This window comes from Chitinilyticum aquatile DSM 21506 (genome assembly GCF_000430805.1).
GTDB classification, from domain to species: domain Bacteria; phylum Pseudomonadota; class Gammaproteobacteria; order Burkholderiales; family Chitinibacteraceae; genus Chitinilyticum; species Chitinilyticum aquatile.
This window is the reverse complement of the sequence record NZ_AUMS01000011.1, coordinates 17,724-33,576: the sequence shown is the minus strand read 5'-3', so window position 1 is coordinate 33,576 and position 15,853 is coordinate 17,724. Positions and strand designations below refer to the sequence as shown.

Below are 15,853 nucleotides of genomic sequence, written 5' to 3'. Positions count from 1 at the left end.
AGAAATCGGAATTATTTGCGTGTTAAATTCAAAAAATATGAATGATGGTGTTGACGTGTCTTGTCAGCACCTGCCTCATTCTTGCCCAAACCGGACCGCTGTACCATGAAAAACGGTAGAATTCGCTTCGCATCAGACGGTGAAAAACCGCACAGGTTGCGCCGCCCGGCATCCGCTGGCGGTGTGAAATGACAGGCAGGGAGTGTGAATGGAAGAAATTGGCAAGTTTATCGGCGGCTTCCGCCGATTCCAGCACAAGTATTTTGGCGAACATTCGTCCGATCTGTTCGATGATCTCAAGCGTGGCCAGCACCCGAAGACACTGGTGATCGGCTGCTCTGATTCGCGCGTTGACCCGGCGCTGCTGACCGACTCCGACCCGGGCGATCTGTTCGTCGTGCGCAACGTCGCCAATCTGGTGCCGCCCTATGAAAAGGATGGCGCCTACCACGGTGTGTCGTCCGCCATCGAATACGCGGTGTGCGAGCTGGAAGTGCGCCACATCGTCGTGCTCGGACATTCGGCCTGCGGCGGCATTTCGGCGCTGATGAAGGGCTATGCGGCCAAGACCGAGGCCAACTTTGTCGGTCGCTGGGTACAGATCGCGCAGAGTGCGCGCGAGCAGGTGCTGGCCGAGCTGGCCCACAAGACCGAGGCCCAACAGCTGCGTGCCTGCGAAATGGCCGCCATCATCGTCTCGCTCGACAATCTGATGTCCTTCCCCTTCATCGCCGAGCGCGTCGAAGCGGGCAAGCTGAGCCTGATCGGCTGGTATTTCGATATCGAGAAGGGCTCGCTGTACGACTTCAGCCAGGAGAACAATGTGTTCCAGCCGCTGGTGACCGCGCTCTAGAGCGCCACATACCCCCCAAAAAAAACAGCCCGCATGATGCGGGCTGTTTTTTTTGGGGTATAGGCTTGTAGTCATTTTAAATATTGGGCTGCAGGTCCATACCCATGAATGGTGCGGGATCAGGTATGACTGTCGCGCAGTACGCCGTTATCAGTCAGTGCCGGCAGGGCAAAGAGTTCGCGCAGGCGGGTGGCGACGCCGTGTTCGTGGTTGCTGCCGATCACCGGCAATGCGGGATGGGCGGCCTTCAGTTTGGGGCTGGCGTTGGCCATGATGTGCCCGTGCCCGGCAACTGCCAGCAGTTCAATGTCATTCTGGCCGTCGCCGAAGGCTGCGCAGTGTTCGGCGTCAACGCCCAGACGGGCGAGCACGGCGGTCAGCGCGTGACCTTTCGAAACGGTCGGCGCCATGATTTCCAGGCAGTCATGCGCGGAAAACGTGATATAGAGCTCGTCGCCAAAACGCTCCAGGATCAGCGCTTCGATGCGCTCCAGTGTGGCGTGGTCGGCAATGTAGAGCACCTTGGCAACGCCGTCGCCGCTGTGCCGGCTGAAATCGGTGACCTGATAGCCGAAGCCGGAGTCCTGATAGTAGGTGCCGATGAGCTCCGGGCATTCGCGGTCCACCAGCCAGCCTTCGTCGACATACAGGTTGGCCAGCGTGCCGGCGGTGAATTCGGGTTGCAGGAGTGTACGGACAATCGCCGGGTCGACGTTTTCGGCAAAGATTTCATTGTCGTGCGCGTCATGCACGCGTGCGCCATTGGAGGTGATCAGGTAGGCATCGACGCCGATTACCTCGCGGATACCGCGTACGTCGAGAAAATGGCGGCCGGTGGCGATGACGAGCTGCACGCCGCGGGCGCTGAGTTCGCGCAGGGTCAGGGCGGTGAAGTCGGCAATCTTGTGTTCGGAATCCAGCAGGGTGCCATCCAGATCGGTGGCGATGACGTGCAGCATGGCGGGGAGCTCCGGCGCGAGAGGATGAGGCAGAATTGTAGCGGCATCAGTGTCGGCTGCCTGCGCAATTAATGCCATTGTCAGAACACCGTATGGGCCCGCCCGGCGGGAGCATGCCGATACATCTGGCCGTATTGCCCCATGGCCCTTTTCAGAAAATGGCCATAGGGCAATACCCCGGATTCTAGCGGGATAGCTGGAAGGCCTGCATGCCCTGTTCGAGGGTGTCCGCCAGGCCGAGTAGCCCGCCCATTTCGGCGCGCATGGCTTCGCTGTCGCTGGCGGTGGCCTGGATGCCTTCCACCATGCCGGATACGCGGTCGGCGATGGCGCCGGCGGCAGCGGTCTGTTCTTCGACGGCGCTGGCAATCGCTTCCATCTTGCCGGAGACTTGGCTCACCAGCTCATGGATGTGCGTGATGGCGCCGCTCACCGTGGCGCCATCACGGTTGCAGGTAGCCAGCAGGGAGCCTGCCGTGGCGATGCGTTGCTGCGTGTTTTCGGTGACCTGGCGGGTTTCGCTGAGAATGCGCTGGATATTGAGCGTGGATTCGGCGGTGGTCTGCGAGAGCTTGCGCACCTCGTCGGCAACGACGGCAAAGCCGCGCCCGGCCTCGCCGGCGCGCGCCGCCTCGATGGCCGCGTTGAGCGCCAGCAGATTGGTCTGCTCGGTAATGTCCTTGATGGTGTCGCTGACAGCAACAATGCGGCCAAAAGCGGCCGTGAGCTGCTGCATGCTCTGCTCGACAGCATGAAATTCCTGCGAGAGGCTGGCCAGATTGGCGGTCGTGGCTGTGCCGGCTGCCAGGGCGGATTGCGCGGCATGGTGCGCCTGGCCGGAGGATTCGGCGGTGTGTTCGGCCTGGATGCTGACATGTGCGATGGCTTCGCTCATCGTGCTGCAGGCGCTGCGAATTTCGACGATCTGCTGCTGTTGCTGGCTGGCGTAACCCGAGACTTCGCTGGCGAGCTTGCTGACACTGCGGGCGTCTTCGCGCATGTCGGTGCTGGCTTTCTGCGTGTCGCCCAGGATGCGCACCAGATTGTCGATGAACGTGTTGATGGCGCTGCCGAGTTCACCCAGCTCGTCCGCCGGTGTCGGCATGCGGCGGGTGAGATTGCCGTTGCGCAGTCCATCGACCACGGTGGCCATGTCGCGCAACTGCCGCTGCAGGCGGCGCGCAAAGCCAAGCTGCGAGAGGACGATCAGCAGCGCGGCGGCGCTGAGCGGTATCAGTACGCCCAGCACAACTTGGCGGATGCGCCGGGTGATCTCGGCATCCAGCTGGCTGGCGTGACGGCTTTCGCTTTGCACGATGGTATCGAACTGCCCCAGCAGGGGCTCAAGCTCGGTGTGGTAGATCTGTTCGGGAATGCTCAGTGCATCCTGCGGGCTGCTCTCGGCAATCTGCACGGCACTGCGGAACTGCTTCAGATAATTCTGCCAGTTTGTGCCGAGCAGCGTGTTCAGCTCGCCGGCCCGGGTGCTGTCGAGCAGGGCGCCCAGTTCAGCGGCATTGCGCCGGACGCTGGCGTCGGCGCTGTCCAGCCGGCCCGCCGTGTCGGGCAGGATGGGGTCGGCACGCGAGATGCCGAGCATGTCGGCTTTCATGGCCAGCAGCAGGCGGGTGCTCTGCTGGCTGTTGCGGTAGGCACCGAATTCGGTATCGAGGCGGTAAAGATTCCAGCCACCCAGCAGCAGGGCGGCGCTCAGTGCGGTGACGGTGATGAGGGTGACTAGCTTGAGCTGGCGGGCAATGCGCATGCGACGGGGTACTCGGAGGTGGATATATGCACCGTTACGATACGCAGCCGGTATGACAATGATGTTTCATCAGCAGTCGCTGATATGAAAAATGCAAAAAGACGGCCGTAGCCGTCTTTTTGCGGGCAGGGGAGGGGGTCAGCCGAACTTGCCGGTGATGTAGTCTTCCGTTGCCTTCTGCTTGGGCGTAGTGAAGATGGCGTCGGTTTCGCCCACTTCGACCAGCTCGCCCAGATACATGTAGGCGGTGTAGTCGGATACGCGCGCGGCCTGCTGCATGTTGTGGGTCACAATGGCGATGGTGTAGTCCTGCTTGAGTTCGTGCACCAGTTCTTCCACGTGCGCGGTGGAGATCGGGTCCAGCGCCGAAGTCGGCTCGTCGAGCAGCAGTACTTCGGGTTTGACTGATACGGCGCGCGCGATGCACAGACGCTGCTGCTGACCGCCGGACAGGCCAAGGCCGGACTGGCGCAGCTTGTCCTTGACTTCATTCCACAGTGCGGCTTTTTTCAGGGCCCACTCGACGCGGTCGTCCATGTCGGACTTGGACAGTGATTCGTAGAGCTTCACGCCAAAGGCGATATTGTCGTAAATCGACATCGGGAACGGTGTCGGCTTCTGGAACACCATGCCGACCTTGGCGCGCAGCATGTTCAGGTCGATATTGCTCGACAGGGTGTTCTGGCCGTTCAGCAGGATTTCGCCTTCGGCGCGCAGCTTCGGGTACAGGTCATACATGCGGTTGAAGGTGCGCAGCAGAGTGGACTTGCCGCAGCCCGACGGGCCGATGAAGGCGGTGACGTGGCCTTCAAGGATGTCGAGGTTGATGTTCTTCAGGGCGTGGAAGTTGCCGTAGTAGAAGTTGAGGTTCTTGACGGCAATCTTGGGCTTCAGTTCGGTGGTCATGGTCGTGGTCTCGTGAATTCGTCAGGGGTATCAGTGCGAGCCTTGCTGGCGGGTCAGGATGCGCGCCAGCACGTTCAGGCCAAGCACGAACAGGCCGATCAGCAGCGAGCCGGCCCAGGCCAGCGCATGCCAGTCTTCAAAGGGGCTCATCGCGAACTGGAAGATCACCATCGGCAGGTTGGCCATCGGCTGGTTCAGGTTCGAGTAGAACTGGTTGTTCAGTGCGGTAAACAGCAGCGGAGCGGTTTCACCGGAAATGCGCGCCACAGCCAGCAGAATGCCGGTAATCACGCCGGACTTGGCGGCGCGCAGGGTGATGAACAGCGTCATCTTCCATTGCGGGCAACCCAGTGCGTAGGCGGCTTCGCGCATCGCGGTCGGAATCAGCTTCAGCATGTTTTCAGTAGTGCGCAGCACGACCGGAATGACCAGGATGGCCAGTGCAACGATACCTGCCCAGCCAGAGAAGTGCCCCATCTGCGCCACCATGGCACCGTAGACGAACAGGCCGATCACGATGGAAGGTGCGGACAGCAGGATGTCGTTGATGAAGCGGGTGGTGGGTGCAACCCAGCCCTTGCTGCCGAATTCGGCCAGATAAATGCCGGCCAGGATGCCGATCGGCGTGCCCAGCAGCGTGCCGCCAATGGTCATCTGCAGGCTGCCGAGAATGGCGTTGGCCAGACCGCCTTCGCTGCCGGGGGCCGGTGTCGTTTTGGTAAACAGGTCGATGGAAATCGCGCTGGCACCACTGCTGATCAGTGTGTACATGATCCACAGCAGCCAGAACAGGCCAAAGGCCATGGCCGCCATGGACAGGCTCAGCGTTGCGAAATTGGTGATGCGGCGGCGAGTGTAAAGGGTAAGCATGGTCTTGGTGTCCTCGGGCTTAGGAATGAGCGCCTTCGTTGCGTTGCAGGCGCATCAGCATGATCTTGGATGCAACCAGCACGACGAACGTGATGAGGAACAGCAGCAGGCCCAGGTAGATCAGCGAGGCAATGTGGATTTCGCTGGCAGCTTCGGCAAATTCATTGGCGAGTGTCGCGGCGATCGAAGTAGTCGGATCAAACAGGTTGCCGGGGATGCGGTGGGCATTGCCGATCACGAAAGTAACTGCCATGGTTTCGCCCAGTGCACGGCCCAGGCCCAGCATGATGCCGCCGATGATCCCGTTCTTGGTGTAGGGAATGACGACATTCCACACGACTTCCCAGGTGGTGGCGCCAAGGCCGTAGGCGGATTCTTTCAGCATGGCCGGGGTTACTTCGAACACATCGCGCATGACCGAGGTAATGTAGGGAATGACCATGACCGAGAGAATCAGGCTTGCGGTAAAGAGGCCAATACCCATCGGCGCCCCCTGGAACAGCCAGCCGACGTAGGGCAGTGTGCCCACGTGCTCCATCAGCCAGGGCTGGATGTTGTCGGCAAACCACGGAGCGAAAACGAACAGACCCCACATGCCGAAAATGATCGACGGCACGCCGGCCAGCAGTTCGATGGCAATACCCAGCGGGCGGCGCAGCCAGATCGGAGAGAGTTCCGTCAGGAAAACGGCAATCCCGAAACTGACGGGCACGGCGATCAGCAGGGCGATAAAGGAGGTAAGCAGTGTGCCGTAGATCGAATCCCAGCCGCCATAGGCAGACGTGACCGGGTTCCATTCCACGGTGGTAATGAAGGGCAGGCCGTAGGTGGTGATGGCTGGCCATGCACCGTAAACAAGGGAGCCGATAATGGCGGCCAGCAGCACCAGCACCAGAATGGCAAACAGGCGCGTGGAGATGCGAAAGGCAGCATCCTGTCTTTTCTGCTGTTTAAGGCGAAGTTCTTGCGCAGTCATCGTTGTATCCAGGGAAAAAGAGCAGCAACAGGAGCGCGAGCTCCTGTTGCTGTGGCATGGCTAGCGGCGGATTGTAATGGTCGCCGCTCATCCGGTGCAGGAAATTACTTCCAGACCGGCGCGTTGTTGGCGCCGACGATCTGCTTCCAGTTGCTGCGGATTTCGTTCTTTACGTTGTCCGGCATCGGAACGTAGTCCATTTCCAGAGCAGTCTTGTCACCGTTCTTGTAAGCCCAGTCGAAGAACTTCAGCACTTCGGTACCCTGTTCCGGCTTGTCCTGTTTGGCATGCATCAGGATGAAGGTGGCGCCGGTGATCGGCCAGGCATCCTTGCCAGCCTGGTCGGTCAGGATTGCGCCAAAGCCCGGGGTGCCCTTCCAGTCGGCCGAAGCAGCGGCGGCCTTGAAGGTGGTGTCATCCGGCTGAACGAAGTTGCCGGCCTTGTTCTGCATCTGGGTGAAATCCATCTTGTTTTGCTTGGCGTAGGCGTATTCCACGTAGCCGATGGAGCCCTTGATGCGGCCTACGTATTGGGAAACACCTTCGTTACCCTTGCCGCCCACACCGGTCGGCCATTGTACGGAAGCTTCGTTGCCAACTTTTTCTTTCCACTCGGTCGAAACCTTGGACAGGTAGTTGGTGAAAATCCAGGTCGTGCCCGAGCCATCGGCGCGGTATACGACGGTGATGGCCTGATCCGGCAGCTTGACGTTGGGGTTCAGTGCCGCGATGGCCTTGTCGTTCCAGTTCTTGATCTTGCCGAGGTAGATGTCAGCCAGAACAGCCGGATTCAGCTTCAGCTCGCCACCCTTGACTACGTCCAGGTTGACAACCGGAACCACGCCGCCCATGACGGTCGGGAATTGAATCAGGCCGGCCTTGTCGAGTTCTTCCTTTTTCAGCGGCTTGTCGGAAGCGCCGAAATCAACGGTCTTGGCCTGGATCTGCTTGATGCCGCCGCCGGAGCCGATCGACTGGTAGTTCAGGCCGGTCTTGGTTGCAGCCTTGTACTGTTCAGCCCACTTGGCGTACAGCGGGAAAGGGAAGGTCGCACCGGCACCGGTGATGTCGCCAGCGATGGCGTGGGTGAACAGGCCGGCCGACAGGCCTACGGTTACGAGCAGTTTGTGACCCAGGGTCATGGTTTTCTCCGTTTGTGAAATGTTGCCGGCCGGGGCGGCGCGGTTTTTCGATCTGGACGCATCTTAACGGGCGAGTATTTCCGAAATATTACAAATCCGTGGCGACAATGATTTGAACCGGACGGCGGGTTTGACCCTGTCCGGCTGGGTTGCTAGTATCGCCGTTTCCCCTTTGAGAGCCATCGAACGTGGGCATGCCAAGACAACTGGTGATTGCTAACTGGAAACTGCACGGCAGTATCGGCCAGGTGAAGTCGGTACTGGGCGAGGTTGCCAAGGCGGATCTGGATGCCAATGTGGGGGTATGCGTCCCTTTCCCTTATCTGATGCTGGCCAAACAGCTGTTACACCCCACCCGTATCCAGTGTGGGGCACAGAATGTGAGCCAGTATCACATCGGCGCTTATACCGGCGAGGTTTCGGCGGGGATGCTGGCTGATGTCGGGTGCGAACTGGTCATCATCGGGCATTCCGAGCGCCGCCGCCTGTTTGGTGAGACAACGGAGAGTGCCGGGATCAAGATGCGTGCTGCGCTGGATGCCGGGTTGATGGGGATTTACTGCGTCGGAGAATCGGCCGAGGAGCGCCGCGAAGGTCGTGCTGACGAGGTGGTGGTCGAGCAGCTGCAGGTGCTCAAGGGTTTGCCGCTGGGGCTGTTTGCCGTTGCCTACGAGCCGTCATGGGCGGTGGGGAGTGGCATGGTGGCATCCGGTGAGCAGATTGCCCCGATTCATGCGCTGATCAAGCGCGAGCTCGATGAGCGGGTTCGGGTCCTGTATGGCGGAAGCGTCAAGGCCAATAACGCCGCATCAATCATGGCGGTGGAACATGTGGATGGTGTGCTCGTAGGTGGGGCGGCACTGTCCAGTTTTGAATTTATCGAGATATGCAAAGCAGCCCGCTGATGCTAGAATGCTGGCCGCTGTTTGGATGGAAAATTTAATGGAACTCTCCGTAATTGCTGTAATCGCCCTGGTGGTGAATGTCATTGCTGCAGTGGCTGTGATCGTGCTCGTTCTGCTGCAGCACGGCAAGGGTGCTGACATGGGTGCTGCGTTCGGTAGCGGTTCGGCTGGCAGCCTGTTCGGCTCTGCCGGTTCGTCCAACTTCCTCAGTCACATGACTGCGGCTGCCGCAACGGTTTTCTTTGCTTCCGCGCTGGCTTTGGTTTTGCTGACCGCGCCGGGAAAAAATGATGTGGGTGTGATGAAAGATCTCAAGCAGGATGCCCTGAAGCAGACCGTTGTCCCTGCCAGTGCGCCCAAGCAGGAAATTTCGAACTAATCCTCCGTAACTATTCCGCTTCACAGTGCCGACATGGTGAAATTGGTAGACACGCTATCTTGAGGGGGTAGTGGCCTTAGGCTGTGTGAGTTCGAGTCTCACTGTCGGCACCAACTGTCCTAGGACAGATTTTATGACACAAAGCGGCAATGCCGCTTTGTGTGCTATCAAGCATTGCATAATTAAAAAATAATAATAAATAAAAGCTTACAGTTTTCTGTTTTGACTTTTTGATAACACACTGAACTGGGGAATCGCATGTTGGAAAGCTATTTCCCCGTACTTCTTTTCCTTGTGGTCGGTCTCCTGGTGGGCGTAGCTCCCCTGGTGCTTGGCTGGGGGGTGGGGAAAGTACTGGGAACCGTCCGTCCTGATCCGGAAAAACTGTCGCCATACGAATGTGGCTTTGAGCCATCTGCCGATGCGCGCATCCAGTTTGACGTCCGTTACTATCTCGTTGCCATTCTGTTCATTCTGTTCGACCTGGAAGTCGCCTTCCTTGTTCCCTGGGCTGTCGTGCTCAAGGAAATCGGTCTCTTTGGCTTCATCTCCATGATGATTTTCCTCGCCATTCTGGTAGTGGGTTTCATCTATGAGTGGATGAAGGGCGCGCTGGAGTGGGAGTAAGTCAAATGAGCAATCAATCCCTTGAGGCGCAATCCCTTGAAAAAGGTTTCATCACCACTTCACTTGATACTGTGGTGAACTGGACCCGCACTGGCTCCCTGTGGCCGATGACGTTCGGTCTGGCCTGTTGCGCGGTTGAAATGATGCAGGCGGGGGCGGCCCGCTACGATCTGGACCGTTTCGGTATCGTATTCCGTCCCAGCCCTCGCCAGTCCGATCTGATGATTGTTGCCGGCACGCTGTGCAACAAGATGGCGCCGGCGCTGCGCAAGGTCTACGACCAGATGCCCGAGCCGCGCTGGGTGATTTCCATGGGTTCCTGTGCCAACGGAGGTGGTTACTACCACTATTCCTATTCCGTGGTGCGCGGCTGTGATCGCATTGTTCCTGTTGATGTCTATGTGCCGGGCTGTCCTCCGACTGCTGAGGCGCTGCTCTACGGCATCATCCAGTTGCAGAACAAGATCAAGCGCACCAATACGATTGCGCGCGGTTGAGGTGAGGCATGGCAAATAAGCTTGAAACACTGATTGACAGCCTGCACACCGTCTTGGGCGAAGAGCGTATCGCTACGCTCAAGTGCGAGCTGAACGAAGTCACCATCGAGGTGCCGGCTGGCAAGTGGCATGAAACCGCGCTGCTGCTGCGTGATGCACCTGCTCTCCATTTTGAATCCTGTATCGATGTCTGTGGCATGGACTACAGCACGTATGGCGATGGTATCTGGGATGGGCCGCGTTTTGCATCGGTATATCACCTGACTTCCTACAAGTACAATATCCGTCTGCGCGTGCGCGTGTTCTGCACGGATGACGATTTCCCCGTGCTGGATTCGGTTGTCGATGTCTGGAATGGTGTGAACTGGTTCGAGCGCGAAGCGTTCGACCTCTACGGCATTCTCTTCCAGGGGCACCCGGACCTGCGCCGCATCCTGACCGATTATGGTTTTGTTGGTCACCCCTTCCGCAAGGATTTCCCGCTCTCCGGTTATGTCGAAATGCGTTATGACCCGGAGCAGCAGCGTGTGATCTACCAACCTGTAACCATCGAGCCGCGCGAAATTACTCCGCGCATCATCCGCGAGGAGAATTACGGTGGCTGCTGAAATTCGCAACTACACTCTGAACTTCGGTCCGCAACACCCGGCCGCACACGGCGTACTTCGTTTGGTGCTGGAGCTGGATGGTGAAGTGGTCGAGCGTGCCGATCCGCACATTGGCCTGCTGCACCGCGGTACCGAAAAACTGGCTGAAAGCAAAACCTTCATCCAGAACCTGCCGTACATGGATCGTCTGGACTACATGTCCATGATGGCCAACGAGCACGCCTACTGCATGGCGATCGAAAAGATGCTGGGGCTGGAGGTGCCGCTGCGCGCCCAGTACATTCGCGTCATGTTCGATGAAATCACCCGTATCCTGAACCACCTGCTGTGGCTGGGCGCGCACGCGCTGGATTGCGGTGCGATGACGATGTTCCTGTACTGCTTCCGCGAGCGTGAAGACCTGATGGACTGTTACGAGGCCGTTTCCGGTGCTCGTCTGCACGCGGCGTATTACCGCCCGGGTGGTGTCTATCGCGATCTGCCGGATGAAATGCCGAAGTACGAAGCCTCCAAGATTCGCAACGCCGAGGCGATCAAGAAGCTGAACTACAACCGCGAAGGTTCGCTGCTCGACTTCATCGAAGACTTCACCAACCGTTTCCCGACCTATGTCGACGAATATGAAACCCTGCTGACCGACAACCGTGTCTGGAAGCAGCGAACCGTCGGTATCGGCGTTGTTTCGCCGGAGCGTGCGCTGCAGCTTGGCATGACTGGCGCCATGCTGCGTGGCTCGGGCATTGCCTGGGATCTGCGCAAGAAGCAGCCTTACGAAGTCTATGACAAGATGGATTTCGATATTCCGGTGGGTGTGAATGGCGACTGCTATGACCGCTATCTGGTGCGCGTGGAAGAAATGCGCCAGTCCAACCGCATCATCAAGCAATGCGTGGCCTGGCTGAAGGCCAACAAGGGGCCGGTGATCGTTGACAACCACAAGGTTGCTCCGCCGTCACGCGACGCGATGAAGTCGAACATGGAAGAGCTGATTCACCACTTCAAGCTCTTTACCGAGGGCATGCACGTACCGGCCAGCGAAGCGTATGCCGCGGTCGAGCATCCGAAGGGCGAATTCGGCATCTATCTGGTGAGCGACGGTGCCAACAAGCCGTACCGCCTGAAGATCCGTGCTCCGGGTTATGCCCACCTGTCGTCGCTGGATGAAATGTCCCGCGGCCACATGATTTCCGACGTTGTGGCCATTATCGGTACACAGGACATCGTTTTTGGGGAGATTGACCGCTGATGTTGTCGCAAGAATCCCTCGCGCAAATTGACCGCGAACTGGCCAAGTACCCCGCTGACCAGCGCCGTTCGGCCATCATGGGCGCATTGCGCATCGCGCAAACCGAGAAGCGCTACCTCACCAACGAGCTGATCGAGTTCGTGGCTGGCTACGTGCGCATTCCGCCTGTTGCCGCTTATGAAGTGGCGACGTTCTACAACATGTACGATCGCAAGCCGGTAGGCAAATACAAGCTCACCGTCTGCACCAATCTGCCCTGTGCGCTGTCGGGTGGTTACTCCACTGCCGAATACCTGAAGCAGAAACTCGGTATCGGTTTTGGTGAAACCACCGCGGATGGCAAGTACACGCTGGCGGAAGGGGAGTGCATGGGCGCCTGTGGCTATGCCCCGGTGATGCTGGTGAATAACCACAGCATGTGCAGCCACATGACCCCGGAAGCGATCGAGAAGAAACTGGCGGAGCTCGAATAAAATGACGGTTTATGCAAAAGGCGTCGTGTTCGAGGGTGTCGATTTTGACAATCCGAACCACTGGCGGCTCGAAGAGTACGTAAAGCGTGGTGGCTATGCCGCGCTGAAGAAAATCCTGAATGAAAAGATCACCCAGGATGAAGTGATTGCCGAGATGAAAACCTCGTCGCTGCGTGGTCGCGGTGGCGCGGGCTTCCCGACCGGGTTGAAGTGGTCTTTCATGCCGCGCAACTTCCCGGGGCAGAAGTACCTTGTCTGCAACACCGACGAGGGCGAACCGGGTACCTTCAAGGATCTGGACATCATCGTGTCCAATCCGCATGCGCTGATCGAGGGCATGATCATCGGCGGTTACGCCATGGGCATTACTGTTGGCTACAACTACATCCACGGCGAAGTGTTTGAAGCCTACCAGCGTTTCGAAGAGGCTCTGGAAGAAGCGCGCGCCGCTGGCTTCCTTGGCGACAATATTCTCGGTACCGATTTCTGCTTCCAGCTGCACGCGCATCATGGCTATGGCGCCTACATCTGTGGCGAGGAAACCGCGTTGCTCGAGTCGCTGGAAGGCAAGAAAGGCCAGCCGCGCTTCAAGCCGCCGTTCCCGGCATCGTACGGCCTGTATGGCAAGCCGACCACCATCAACAACACCGAGACGTTCGCCTCCGTACCCTACATCATCCGTGAAGGCGGCCAGAAATTCCTTGAGCTGGGTAAACCCAACAACGGTGGCACCAAACTGTTTTCGGTTTCCGGCCATGTGAACCGTCCGGGCAACTACGAAATTCCGCTGGGCACCCCATTCGCGGACCTGCTGGAAATGTGCGGTGGCATGCGCGGTGGCAAGAAGCTCAAGGCCGTGATCCCGGGGGGATCGTCCGCTCCGGTATTGCCGGCTGACATCATGATGCAGTGCACGATGGATTACGATTCGATCGCCAAGGCGGGGTCGATGCTGGGTTCCGGTGCCGTGATCGTGATGGATGAAACCGTCTGCATGGTCAGTGCGCTCGAGCGTCTGTCCTATTTCTACCACGAAGAATCCTGCGGTCAATGTACGCCGTGTCGTGAAGGCACCGGCTGGCTGTATCGCATTGTTCACCGTATCGCACATGGCGAAGGGCGTCCGGAAGATCTGGACCTGCTGGCCAGTATTGGTGACAACATTGCCGGCCGCACCATCTGCGCGCTTGGCGATGCAGCTGTTTTCCCGGTGCGCGGAATGCTCAAGCATTTCCGTAGCGAATTCGAATACATGATCGAACACGGACAGAGCCAGTTCGCTGCGCTGTCCTGAGTGTTGGATCCCAAGAATTAATACATTGAATCGAGTCGATCATGCTGGAAATCGAAATCGACGGCAAAAAACTGACGGTTCCCTCGGGTAGCACCGTGATGGACGCAGCCAATTCCATTGGTGTGCACATCCCGCACTTCTGCTATCACAAGAAACTATCGATTGCCGCAAACTGCCGTATGTGCCTCGTTCAGGTCGAAAAGGCTCCCAAGCCGCTGCCGGCCTGTGCCACGCCCGTTACTGACGGGATGAAGGTATTTACCCACTCCGATCAGGCCGTGACTGCCCAGAAGGGCGTCATGGAATTCCTGTTGATCAACCACCCGCTGGACTGCCCGATCTGCGATCAGGGTGGCGAATGCCAGCTGCAGGATCTGGCTGTCGGTTATGGCCAGTCCGGTTCGCGCTATCAGGAAGAAAAGCGCGTGGTGGCCAACAAGGATCTGGGCCCGCTGATCTCCACCGACATGACACGCTGCATTCACTGCAGCCGCTGCGTGCGCTTTACCGAAGAAATCGCCGGCTACCAGGAACTGGGGATGGCCAACCGCGGCGAATTCACCGAAGTGCTGCCCTTCATCGGCAAGACCGTGAATTCGGAAATCTCCGGTAACGTGATCGACCTGTGTCCGGTCGGCGCGCTGACGTCAAAGCCGTTCCGTTACAGCGCCCGTACCTGGGAGCTGTCCCGCCGCAAGAGCGTGAGCCCGCACGATGGTCTGGGCGCCAATCTGGTCGTGCAGGTCAAGAACCACAAGGTCATGCGCGTGCTGCCGCTGGAAAACGAAGCCATCAACGAATGCTGGCTGGCTGACCGCGATCGCTTCTCCTACGAAGCGCTGAACAGCGAAGAGCGCATTACCAAGCCCATGATCAAGCAGGGTGGCGTCTGGCAGGAAGCCGATTGGCAGACTGCACTGGAATTCGTCGCCAACGGCCTGAAGGGCGTGATCGCCGAGCATGGCCGCGATGCGGTTGCCGCCGTTGCTACCCCGCACAGCACCGTCGAAGAACTGTTCCTGCTGCGCAAGCTGATGTCCGGGCTGGGCGTGGATGCGGTAGAAACCCGCCTGCGTGCTGCTGATTTCTCGCTGAAGACCGCGGGTGCGACCTGGCTGGGCCAGTCGATTGCCGATCTGGCTGCCAGTGATGCCGTGCTCGTGATCGGCTCGACGCTGCGCAAGGAACAGCCTCTGCTTGCGCAACGTCTGCGCCAGAGCGTCAAGAAGGGCATGCAGCTGGCAGTCATCAACCCGCATGGCGATGATCTGCTGACTGCCAAGGCCGCCGAGCTGGTCGTACGTCCGGATCAACTGGTCGAGGGCGTGGTTCAGGTTTTGCGTGCTCTGGCTGAGGTCAAGGGTATTGCCCTGCAGCCCAATATTGAAAATGGCTCTGGCGATATACCTGCCGAGGCTCGTGCCGTTGCCGCTGTGCTGGCCGGCAAGGAAAAGGCTGCGGTTCTGCTGGGCAATATCGCGCAGCAGCATCCGCGTTACGCCGAAATTTACGCCGCAGCCGCTGCGATTGCCGAAGCGACCGGTGCAAAACTGGGTGTGATGAGCGAGGCGGCCAACAGCGTTGGCGCGCAACTCGTCGGCGCGGAAACCGGTGGTGACGTGTTCGCCAAGCCGCGTCAGGCCTACTTCATGCTGAATGCGGAAGCCGAGTTCGACGTACAGAACGGTGCCCAAGCGCTGGCTGCGGTACAAAAGGCCAAGCTGGTGGTGGCTCTGTCAAGCTTCTCGTCCTGCGCGCTGGAGCACGCCGATGTCATCCTGCCGGTGTCGCCGTTCAGCGAAACCTCCGGCACCTTCGTGAATATGGAAGGCCGCGCGCAGAGCTTCAACGGCGTCGTGCGTCCACTGGGCGAAACCCGTCCGGCCTGGAAGGTGCTGCGCGTACTCGGCAATGTGCTGGGTTTTGCCGGTTTCGACTACACCACCTCTGAGGAAATCCGCGACGAAGCGCTGGCTGGCGAAATTGGTCCGCGCCTGTCGAACGCCCTTGCGGCTCCGGTTGCCGTCAAGGCGCAGGCTGCGAGCGGTCTGGTTCGTCTGGGTGAGGTATCGATCTACCAGGCTGACATGCTCAGCCGCCGTGCCCCGAGCCTGCAAAAGACTGCCGATGCGGCAGTGGCTGCGCAACTGCGTGCCAATGCGGCAACGCTGGCTAAACTGGGCCTGGCTGCGGGAGACCGCGCCCGTGCCGAACAGGCTGGTGGTGTCGCCGAGCTGGCTGTGGCTGTCGATGCCGGCCTGGCTGATGACGTCATCCGCGTTTCTGCCAACCATCCGCTGACCCGTGCACTGGCCGGCCATGTGGCTGCCATCACCGTCGCCAAGGCTTAAGG

Annotated in this window: 16 protein-coding genes and 1 tRNA gene; 11 read left to right on the top strand and 6 right to left on the bottom strand. The window is 59.1% G+C overall.

Annotated elements, in window-relative coordinates; all coding sequences use genetic code 11:
• The first annotated feature begins 208 nt into the window (after positions 1–208).
• A complete protein-coding gene (locus tag H559_RS0108225; RefSeq protein ID WP_028452314.1) occupies positions 209–853 on the top strand; it encodes a carbonic anhydrase in 645 nt (214 codons plus the stop codon).
• A 119-nt stretch (positions 854–972) separates the two neighbouring features.
• Here H559_RS0108225 and H559_RS19505 read toward each other — a convergent pair whose 3' ends face one another.
• From H559_RS19505 to pstS, 6 genes are all read right to left on the bottom strand, one after another.
• Positions 973–1,812 (bottom strand): Cof-type HAD-IIB family hydrolase, encoded by an 840-nt coding sequence (locus H559_RS19505; protein WP_034640389.1) that lies wholly within the window; start codon positions 1,810–1,812, stop codon positions 973–975.
• A gap of 184 nt (positions 1,813–1,996) precedes the next feature.
• Entirely contained in the window at positions 1,997–3,577 is a 1,581-nt protein-coding gene (locus H559_RS0108215) for a methyl-accepting chemotaxis protein (protein ID WP_028452313.1), read from the bottom strand.
• A 138-nt stretch (positions 3,578–3,715) separates the two neighbouring features.
• On the bottom strand, positions 3,716–4,483 hold the full coding sequence (gene pstB, locus H559_RS0108210; RefSeq protein ID WP_028452312.1) for a phosphate ABC transporter ATP-binding protein PstB: 768 nt from the start codon (positions 4,481–4,483) through the stop codon (positions 3,716–3,718).
• A 30-nt stretch (positions 4,484–4,513) separates the two neighbouring features.
• Positions 4,514–5,353 carry a phosphate ABC transporter permease PstA gene (gene pstA / locus H559_RS0108205; RefSeq protein ID WP_051279120.1) on the bottom strand — a complete coding sequence of 280 codons (840 nt, stop codon included), beginning with the start codon at positions 5,351–5,353 and terminating at the stop codon, positions 4,514–4,516.
• Between the two features lie 19 nt (positions 5,354–5,372).
• Positions 5,373–6,329, bottom strand: coding sequence for a phosphate ABC transporter permease subunit PstC (gene pstC / locus H559_RS0108200; protein ID WP_028452310.1), 957 nt, complete (start codon positions 6,327–6,329; stop codon positions 5,373–5,375).
• A 104-nt stretch (positions 6,330–6,433) separates the two neighbouring features.
• Positions 6,434–7,471 (bottom strand): phosphate ABC transporter substrate-binding protein PstS, encoded by a 1,038-nt coding sequence (gene pstS / locus H559_RS0108195; protein WP_028452309.1) that lies wholly within the window; start codon positions 7,469–7,471, stop codon positions 6,434–6,436.
• Positions 7,472–7,665: 194 nt separating this feature from the next.
• Here pstS and tpiA point away from each other — a divergent pair, with 194 nt between their 5' ends.
• The 10 genes from tpiA (at position 7,666) to nuoG (ending at position 15,851) form a co-directional block, all read left to right on the top strand.
• A complete protein-coding gene (gene tpiA, locus H559_RS0108190) occupies positions 7,666–8,376 on the top strand; it encodes a triose-phosphate isomerase (protein WP_028452308.1) in 711 nt (236 codons plus the stop codon).
• A 37-nt stretch (positions 8,377–8,413) separates the two neighbouring features.
• Positions 8,414–8,755: a preprotein translocase subunit SecG gene (gene secG, locus H559_RS0108185; RefSeq protein ID WP_034640385.1), complete on the top strand. Its 342-nt coding sequence runs from the start codon at positions 8,414–8,416 to the stop codon at positions 8,753–8,755.
• Positions 8,756–8,782: 27 nt separating this feature from the next.
• Positions 8,783–8,868: transfer RNA gene (locus H559_RS0108180), tRNA-Leu, on the top strand.
• A 145-nt stretch (positions 8,869–9,013) separates the two neighbouring features.
• Positions 9,014–9,382: an NADH-quinone oxidoreductase subunit A gene (gene ndhC, locus H559_RS0108175; protein ID WP_028452306.1), complete on the top strand. Its 369-nt coding sequence runs from the start codon at positions 9,014–9,016 to the stop codon at positions 9,380–9,382.
• Positions 9,383–9,387: 5 nt separating this feature from the next.
• A complete protein-coding gene (locus H559_RS0108170; RefSeq protein ID WP_028452305.1) occupies positions 9,388–9,879 on the top strand; it encodes a NuoB/complex I 20 kDa subunit family protein in 492 nt (163 codons plus the stop codon).
• Between the two features lie 8 nt (positions 9,880–9,887).
• Positions 9,888–10,487 carry an NADH-quinone oxidoreductase subunit C gene (locus H559_RS0108165; RefSeq protein WP_028452304.1) on the top strand — a complete coding sequence of 200 codons (600 nt, stop codon included), beginning with the start codon at positions 9,888–9,890 and terminating at the stop codon, positions 10,485–10,487.
• Positions 10,477–11,733 carry an NADH-quinone oxidoreductase subunit D gene (locus H559_RS0108160; RefSeq protein ID WP_034640382.1) on the top strand — a complete coding sequence of 419 codons (1,257 nt, stop codon included), beginning with the start codon at positions 10,477–10,479 and terminating at the stop codon, positions 11,731–11,733. Before H559_RS0108165 ends, H559_RS0108160 begins: the two co-directional genes overlap by 11 nt.
• The gene (gene nuoE, locus H559_RS0108155) at positions 11,733–12,206 is read left to right on the top strand and encodes an NADH-quinone oxidoreductase subunit NuoE (RefSeq protein WP_028452302.1); all 474 of its coding nucleotides are present in this window, start codon (positions 11,733–11,735) and stop codon (positions 12,204–12,206) included. The genes H559_RS0108160 and nuoE overlap by 1 nt, the downstream gene beginning before the upstream one ends.
• A 1-nt stretch (position 12,207) precedes the next feature.
• Positions 12,208–13,500: an NADH-quinone oxidoreductase subunit NuoF gene (gene nuoF, locus H559_RS0108150; RefSeq protein WP_028452301.1), complete on the top strand. Its 1,293-nt coding sequence runs from the start codon at positions 12,208–12,210 to the stop codon at positions 13,498–13,500.
• 41 nt (positions 13,501–13,541) lie between these two features.
• On the top strand, positions 13,542–15,851 hold the full coding sequence (nuoG, locus tag H559_RS0108145; protein WP_028452300.1) for an NADH-quinone oxidoreductase subunit NuoG: 2,310 nt from the start codon (positions 13,542–13,544) through the stop codon (positions 15,849–15,851).
• Positions 15,852–15,853 lie beyond the last annotated feature (2 nt).